We start from the raw sequence: 6,090 nt of genomic DNA, 5'->3' as shown, positions 1-6,090 counted from the left end.
CTGTCTGGGCCTCGGGGCTCGTCTTGGGTTTGCGTGGCATACATGCTCCTTGAGCTACATGTTATGCCTTACACACAAAATTTATGACAGGCCCCAAATAGACCGACATGAATACAAGGAAAGGCCAACGAAGAACAAGAAAACCCCAAAACCCTAGGTTTGGGAACAAACCGCATACAGTGCATTTAAGCGCCGCACTGGATCCGCAACATAAGGATTACTCTCATCCCAGGCATACCCAGCGAGAACCGAGCTAATCATCCTCCGGATCGAATCCGTCTGATGAGGATAAAAAATAATATCCTGCAACTCACCGGTATACCACCGCTCGACAAAAGCCCGAAACGTATCAATCCCCCGGCGCAAGGGCACATCATACTGAGCCTGCCAGTCGACAGCCTCACCCGCAAAAGCCCGCAACAAAACCTGCACAGCGAGATGCGCTGACCGCACCGCAATCGTCACGCCAGAAGAAAACACCGGATCAAGAAACTCCCCGGCATTGCCCAGTAACGCATACCCGGCCCCGTGCAAACGCTCGACGTTAGCCGAGTACCCGCCAATATGCCGCACAGGCATCAAAAACGGCGCACGACCAATCAGTCGCGCCAGCGTAGGCTCCTGCATCAGCAGCTCACGCAACCGCGCGTCGCGCGCGTCCTCAGGCATGTCGAGGAAGCCAGCATCCGCCACACATCCCACTGAAGACCGTCCGCCCGCAAGCGGAATCATCCAGTACCACACGTCCCGCCGTTCAGGATGAACAGCAACCGTGATCTTGTTGCGGTCCGTCGTGCCAAACGGAATCCCGTCAAGCACGTGCGTGAAAATCGCCGCGCGCGCCGGCATCCGCGACGGCGTTTCAAGATTCAACAGCCGCGGCAGGACACGCCCAAACCCGCTCGCGTCGAGCACAAACCGCGCATGCACCTTGTACGCATTGCCCGCTTCGTCTTCGACGTCGAGCACCGGCGCTTCGCCCGTCTGCATTGCGCGCACCGTGTGTCCGAAACGGACCTCCGCACCCTGCTCTGCCGCGCAGCGAATCAGCAGGTCATCGAACGTTGCGCGCTCAACCTGATAGGTCGTGCCCCAGCCCGGCGTGTGCTTGTCGCGGAAGTCGAAGGCCGACGCCCTGTCGCCCGCGATAAAGTGCGCGCCGTTCTTGTACTGGAACCCGGCCTCGACCACGGCCTGCAACATGCCCGCCTCTTCGAGGTACGCCATGCTCTGCGGCAACAGGCTCTCGCCAATCGAAAACCGCGGGAAATGCTGGCGCTCGAGCACAAGCACCGAACGCCCGGCCTTCCTCAGCAGCGCAGCCGCAACGGCACCCGAAGGCCCCGCACCGATGATGGCGACGTCGACCACATCGCCCGCTGTCGTACCTGTATTCGTGTTCAAAACGACCCTCTTCTGGTTGTCCTCGACTTGCCCCCGAGCGACAGTTTCATCTTTTTGTCATCCCATCCCGCTGCATCGACTTGCCATTACAATGGCGCGCAGATCAGTCAATAAACAACAACACCGCGACGGAGACCACATGTCGCCATCTGAAACATACCGCGTGCCTTTCGTGCCGGAAACGGCCTTTGGCATCTGGTTCCTGCGTACCCATACGTGGGAACACCACGTCCTGCGCGTCGCGATCAATGACCTCAAACGTCTGATCGACACGCCCCTGCCCACCGCACCGGTTATCGTCGATACCGGATGCGGCCAGGGTATTTCGTTTCGCCTGCTGGCCGAAGCGTTCAACCCGTCACGCATCGTCGGCATCGACTTCCATGAGCCATCGCTTGCGCTCGCCGAAAACGCGGCCGGCGGCTGTCCACCGAACACCACCGTCGATGTCATGCATGGCGACTGCGCACAGCTACCGCTGCCCGACGCCAGCGCCGACATCGTGTTCTGCCATCAGACGTTCCATCACCTCGTCGAGCAGGGACGCGCGCTGGCCGAATTCCGTCGCGTGCTGAAACCCGGCGGCGTCCTGCTGTTCGCCGAATCGACCGATGCTTACATCAAGTCATGGGTGATCCGTCTGCTGTTCCGTCATCCGATGCACGTGCAGAAAAGTGCCAACGGATACCTCGACATGATCCGCGACGCCGGCTTCGCGTTCAGCGAACGCAACGTCTCACTGCCCTACCTCTGGTGGAGCCGCGCTAAAGATTTCGGTCTCCTCGAACGGCTCGGCCTGCATCGTCCGCAACCCGGCAAACGTCGCGAAACGCTCGTCAACGTGGCGGCGGCCAGGACGTCTTGACGCCGCACGGGAGTGGCGGCCCGGCGAATGCTGCGCCGCCGCTTCAGCTCAGCAAACATCAATTGCCGTTCATCGTCTTTTCACCGTTGATCAGCTGGCTTCGAGTACGACAACTTCACGCGCCCTTCCTGGCGCTCAACATCAGGCTCGCGCAACTGCCGCCGAACCCGAATGAAACTGACATCGCCGTTTCGATCGTCGCATCACGCGATTCGCGCACAAGTGGCAACCGGTCAAGATCCAGCGCAGGATCGGCGGTTTCGATGCCTGTCGTCCCGGCGATGAAACCGTCGCGCATCATCAGCATCGCGTAGATCGCTTCGTGCGCACCGCACGCGCCAAGCGGATGGCCGGTCAATCCTTTCGTCGACGAAAACGCCGGGACTTCCTCGCCGAATACCGCCTGTAGCGCGAGCAGTTCTTCGGCGTCGCCGCGCGGCGTCGAAGGCGCATGCGTGTTGATGTAGTCGGGACGCGCACCCGATTCATCGAGCGCCTCGCGCATCGCGCGGGCGATGCCGCCGGCGTGCGGCGTGACCATGCCCGCGCCGTCGGTGCAATGGCCAAAACCGGTCAGTTCAGCATGGATGCGCGCGCCGCGCGCGAGCGCATGCTCCAGCGATTCGAGCACCAGCACACCGCCACCCGACGCCATCACGAATCCGTCGCGCGCGACGTCGTACGGACGCGATGCGCTCGCAGGCGTAGCGTTGAAGCGCCGCGACAACGCACCCATCGCATCGAACATCAGCGTCATGTTGTCGTGCAGCGATTCGCTGCCGCCCGCAAGCACGATGTCCTGACGGCCGGTCTGGATCAACTGCATCGCCTGCCCGATCGCCAGCGACGATGTTGTGCACGCGGACGAAGGCGAATACGTCACGCCTTCGATACCGAACACCTGCGCGACGTTCGCCGACGCGGTGCTACTCATCGCCTGCGGCACGGTATACGGCGGCGTCTTCTCGATGCCGCGCGTATTCGCGATCGCCATCGCCGCGTCGTACGTCGAGATCGTGCCGACGCCAGAACCGATCACCGCGCCCGCACGCGGCGAACGCAAGGCGTTGAAATCGAGCGCGGCATCGTCGATCGCCTTGCGCGCCGCGTGCGCCGCAAAGCGCGCGGTATCGCCCATGAAGCGTTCGAGCTTGCGATCGAACGGCGTCTCACTGGCGACGCCAGCAACGCCCGCGACCTGACTGCCAAAACCACGCTCGCGCCATGCGTCGATGCGCGTGATGCCGCCCCGCCCCGCGCGCAACGCGCGGGACACGTCATCGAGTTCATTGCCCAGACACGACACGATGCCCATGCCGGTCACGACGACGCGCTGCATGCCGCGCTTTGCCATCACGCTCACCGTACGCGCCTGAAAATCAGCGACGTATTGATGCCGCCGAACGCGAAGTTATTGCTCATCACATGCTCGGCGTCGATCGTCCGGCCTTCGCCCATGATGTAGTCGAGCGGCGCGCAGGCGGGATCGATATCAGTCAGATTGAGTGTCGGCGCATACCAGTTGCGCTTCATCATCTCGATCGTCCACCACGCTTCGAGCGCGCCACATGCGCCGAGCGTGTGACCGACATAGCTCTTCAGCGAACTGATGGGCATATGTGCGCCGAATGTCTGCGCGGTCGCATAACTTTCCGCGATGTCGCCGCGGTCGGTCGATGTACCGTGTGCGTTCACGTACGCAATCGCTTCGGGCGGAAGTTGCGCATCCTGAAGCGCGAGCTGCATCGCGAGCGCCATCGTCGCCGCAGTGGGTTGCGTCATGTGCGCGCCGTCGGAGTTGCAGCCGAAGCCGACGATCTCCGCGTGAATGTGCGCACCCCGCGCAACCGCATGCTCATACTCTTCGAGCACGAGCGTCGCCGCACCCTCGCCGACCACCAGGCCATCGCGCGCGACGTCGAACGGACGCGGCGTCAGATGCGGCTCGTCGTTGCGCGTGCTCGTCGCGTAAAGCGTGTCGAACACGGCAACCGCCGGGCCTGACAGTTCTTCCGCGCCGCCCGCGAGCATCAACGTCTGCTTGCCGGTGGCGATGGTTTCGTACGCGTAGCCGATCGCCTGGCTGCCGGATGCGCAGGCGCACGACGTCGGCACGATGCGGCCTTTCAGATCCCAGAACAGGCCGACGTTCACCGCTGTCGTATGCGGCATCATCTGCACGTAGCTATTCGATGTGACGTCGCCCATCGAGCCGGTTTCGAGCATGCTGCCGAACGCGCGGATCGGCTGCACCGATCCGGACGACGAGCCATATGCAACGCCCATCCGTCCATCGCTGATCGCTGGCTCGTCGATGAGACCTGCGTCGGTCAGCGCAAGCTCGCTCGCACGCACGGAGTACATCGAAACGGGACCCATCGAACGCGTCTTCTTGCGCGGATAGTGCGACGGCAACGTGAATTCCGGCAGCGGACACGCGAGCCGCGTATGGAGCGACTCGAAGTAATCCCATTCCGGCATGCGCCGTACCGCATTGCGTCCGCTTCGCAGCTTTGCTTCGATGTCGTTCCAATCGCTGCCGAATGCCGTGACGCCGCCCATGCCGGTGATGACGACGCGCTTCATCACACCATCCCGCCGTTCACGCCGATGACCTGCCGCGTCACGTACGACGCTGCATCCGACATCAGGAAGCTCACCACCGACGCCACTTCAGCCGGCTGGCCGACGCGATTCATCGGCACCGTCTTCAAGGCGTGTTCGAGCGGCATGTCGTCGAGCATGCCGGTTTCGATCAGCCCGGGTGCGACGCAGTTCACCGTGATGCCGCGCGATGCGAGTTCGACCGCGAGCGCCTTGCTGGCGCCGATCAGGCCGGCTTTCGCGGCGCTGTAGTTCACCTGACCACGATTGCCCATGATTCCCGAAACGGAGGCGATCGTGACGATCCGGCCACCCTTCTTCGCGCGGACCATCGGCATCGTCAGCGGATGCACGACGTTGTAGAACGAGTCGAGACCCGTTTCGATGACGATGTCCCAGTCTTCTTCGGTGAGTGCAGGGAACGCAGCGTCGCGCGTCACGCCCGCGCTGCACACGATGCCGTAGTACGGACCATACGCGCCGACATCGGCTTCGAGCACATCGCGGCAGGCCTTCCGGTCGCGCACGTCGAACTGCAGCACGCGCGCAGTGCCGCCCTGCGCGGCGATGCCGGCCGTCACCGCTTCGGCCTCGCTGCGACCGGTGCGGCAATGCACGGACACCGTGAAGCCGTCGGCGGCCAGTTGATAGGCAATCGCGCGGCCGATACCGCGGCTTGCACCGGTTACGAGAACACGCCGGCTCATGAACTGATCCCTTCGATGAATGTCTGAAAATCGGTCGGCTGAAATACCTTGACGACGGCCTCGGCGCAGCGCACGCCGTCGTGATCGATCGCGCATTCGTAGGCGCCGTGACCTTCCTCGCTGCGCAGCAGTTCTTTCGCTTCGATCGTGAGGCGCGCGCCGGCCGGGAACGCCGGCAGCAGCGCGGTATAGCTGCGTGATCCAAGCAGCACGCCGGGCCGCGCCCGGCCGCCCGCGCGCATCGCGAGCAGCGCGATGTGCGCGGCAATCGCCTGCGCCATCAGTTCGATGCCGATCCATGCGGGCATCGCGCCTTCGTCGTCGGAATACCACGCATCGCTGCGGACGCGCGCTTCTGCGGTAAGCGTGTCGTCCGTGCACGTCAGCACTGCGTCGACGAGAAGCATCGTGCCGCGATGCGGCAGGATCGTCTCGATCGGTCCAAACGCAGCACTGACGTCAGGTTCGACGTGCACGGCGCGGCTGTCGGTTGAGGTATTCATCGCGTGC

General features: G+C 63.1%; 6 protein-coding genes. 1 reads left to right on the top strand and 5 read right to left on the bottom strand.

All coding sequences use genetic code 11. The features are described 5' to 3' along the window. Positions 1–153: 153 nt before the first annotated feature. A complete protein-coding gene (locus tag P3T21_RS30540; RefSeq protein WP_429259674.1) occupies positions 154–1,371 on the bottom strand; it encodes an NAD(P)/FAD-dependent oxidoreductase in 1,218 nt (405 codons plus the stop codon). Positions 1,372–1,543: 172 nt separating this feature from the next. On the opposite strand from P3T21_RS30540, the gene P3T21_RS30535 reads away from it, so the two are divergent. Beyond that, the gene (locus P3T21_RS30535) at positions 1,544–2,269 is read left to right on the top strand and encodes a class I SAM-dependent methyltransferase (protein ID WP_429259667.1); all 726 of its coding nucleotides are present in this window, start codon (positions 1,544–1,546) and stop codon (positions 2,267–2,269) included. A 115-nt stretch (positions 2,270–2,384) separates the two neighbouring features. Here the strand turns inward: P3T21_RS30535 and P3T21_RS30530 are convergent, their stop codons facing one another. From P3T21_RS30530 to P3T21_RS30515, 4 genes are read right to left on the bottom strand one after another with little or no spacing between them, the layout of a single operon-like run. Next, positions 2,385–3,623 carry a beta-ketoacyl-[acyl-carrier-protein] synthase family protein gene (locus P3T21_RS30530; protein WP_429259666.1) on the bottom strand — a complete coding sequence of 413 codons (1,239 nt, stop codon included), beginning with the start codon at positions 3,621–3,623 and terminating at the stop codon, positions 2,385–2,387. Positions 3,624–3,628: 5 nt separating this feature from the next. Continuing rightward, a complete protein-coding gene (locus tag P3T21_RS30525) occupies positions 3,629–4,855 on the bottom strand; it encodes a beta-ketoacyl-ACP synthase (RefSeq protein ID WP_429259665.1) in 1,227 nt (408 codons plus the stop codon). Beyond that, positions 4,855–5,580: a 3-ketoacyl-ACP reductase FabG2 gene (locus tag P3T21_RS30520; RefSeq protein WP_429259664.1), complete on the bottom strand. Its 726-nt coding sequence runs from the start codon at positions 5,578–5,580 to the stop codon at positions 4,855–4,857. The genes P3T21_RS30525 and P3T21_RS30520 overlap by 1 nt, the downstream gene beginning before the upstream one ends. Further along, positions 5,577–6,083 carry a beta-hydroxyacyl-ACP dehydratase gene (locus P3T21_RS30515; protein WP_429259663.1) on the bottom strand — a complete coding sequence of 169 codons (507 nt, stop codon included), beginning with the start codon at positions 6,081–6,083 and terminating at the stop codon, positions 5,577–5,579. The genes P3T21_RS30520 and P3T21_RS30515 overlap by 4 nt, the downstream gene beginning before the upstream one ends. Positions 6,084–6,090 lie beyond the last annotated feature (7 nt).

Source organism: Paraburkholderia sp. GAS334, from assembly GCF_050436625.1.
Taxonomy (GTDB): Bacteria; Pseudomonadota; Gammaproteobacteria; order Burkholderiales; family Burkholderiaceae; genus Paraburkholderia.
This window is presented reverse-complemented; position numbering and strand designations above follow the sequence as displayed.

Coding starts and splice junctions, on each gene's coding strand:
- P3T21_RS30535 (WP_429259667.1), top strand. CDS start 1,544: ATGTCGCCATCTGAAACATACCGCGTGCCTTTCGTGCCGGAAACGGCC.
- P3T21_RS30530 (WP_429259666.1), bottom strand. CDS start 3,623: ATGGCAAAGCGCGGCATGCAGCGCGTCGTCGTGACCGGCATGGGCATC.
- P3T21_RS30525 (WP_429259665.1), bottom strand. CDS start 4,855: ATGAAGCGCGTCGTCATCACCGGCATGGGCGGCGTCACGGCATTCGGC.
- P3T21_RS30520 (WP_429259664.1), bottom strand. CDS start 5,580: ATGAGCCGGCGTGTTCTCGTAACCGGTGCAAGCCGCGGTATCGGCCGC.
- P3T21_RS30515 (WP_429259663.1), bottom strand. CDS start 6,083: ATGAATACCTCAACCGACAGCCGCGCCGTGCACGTCGAACCTGACGTC.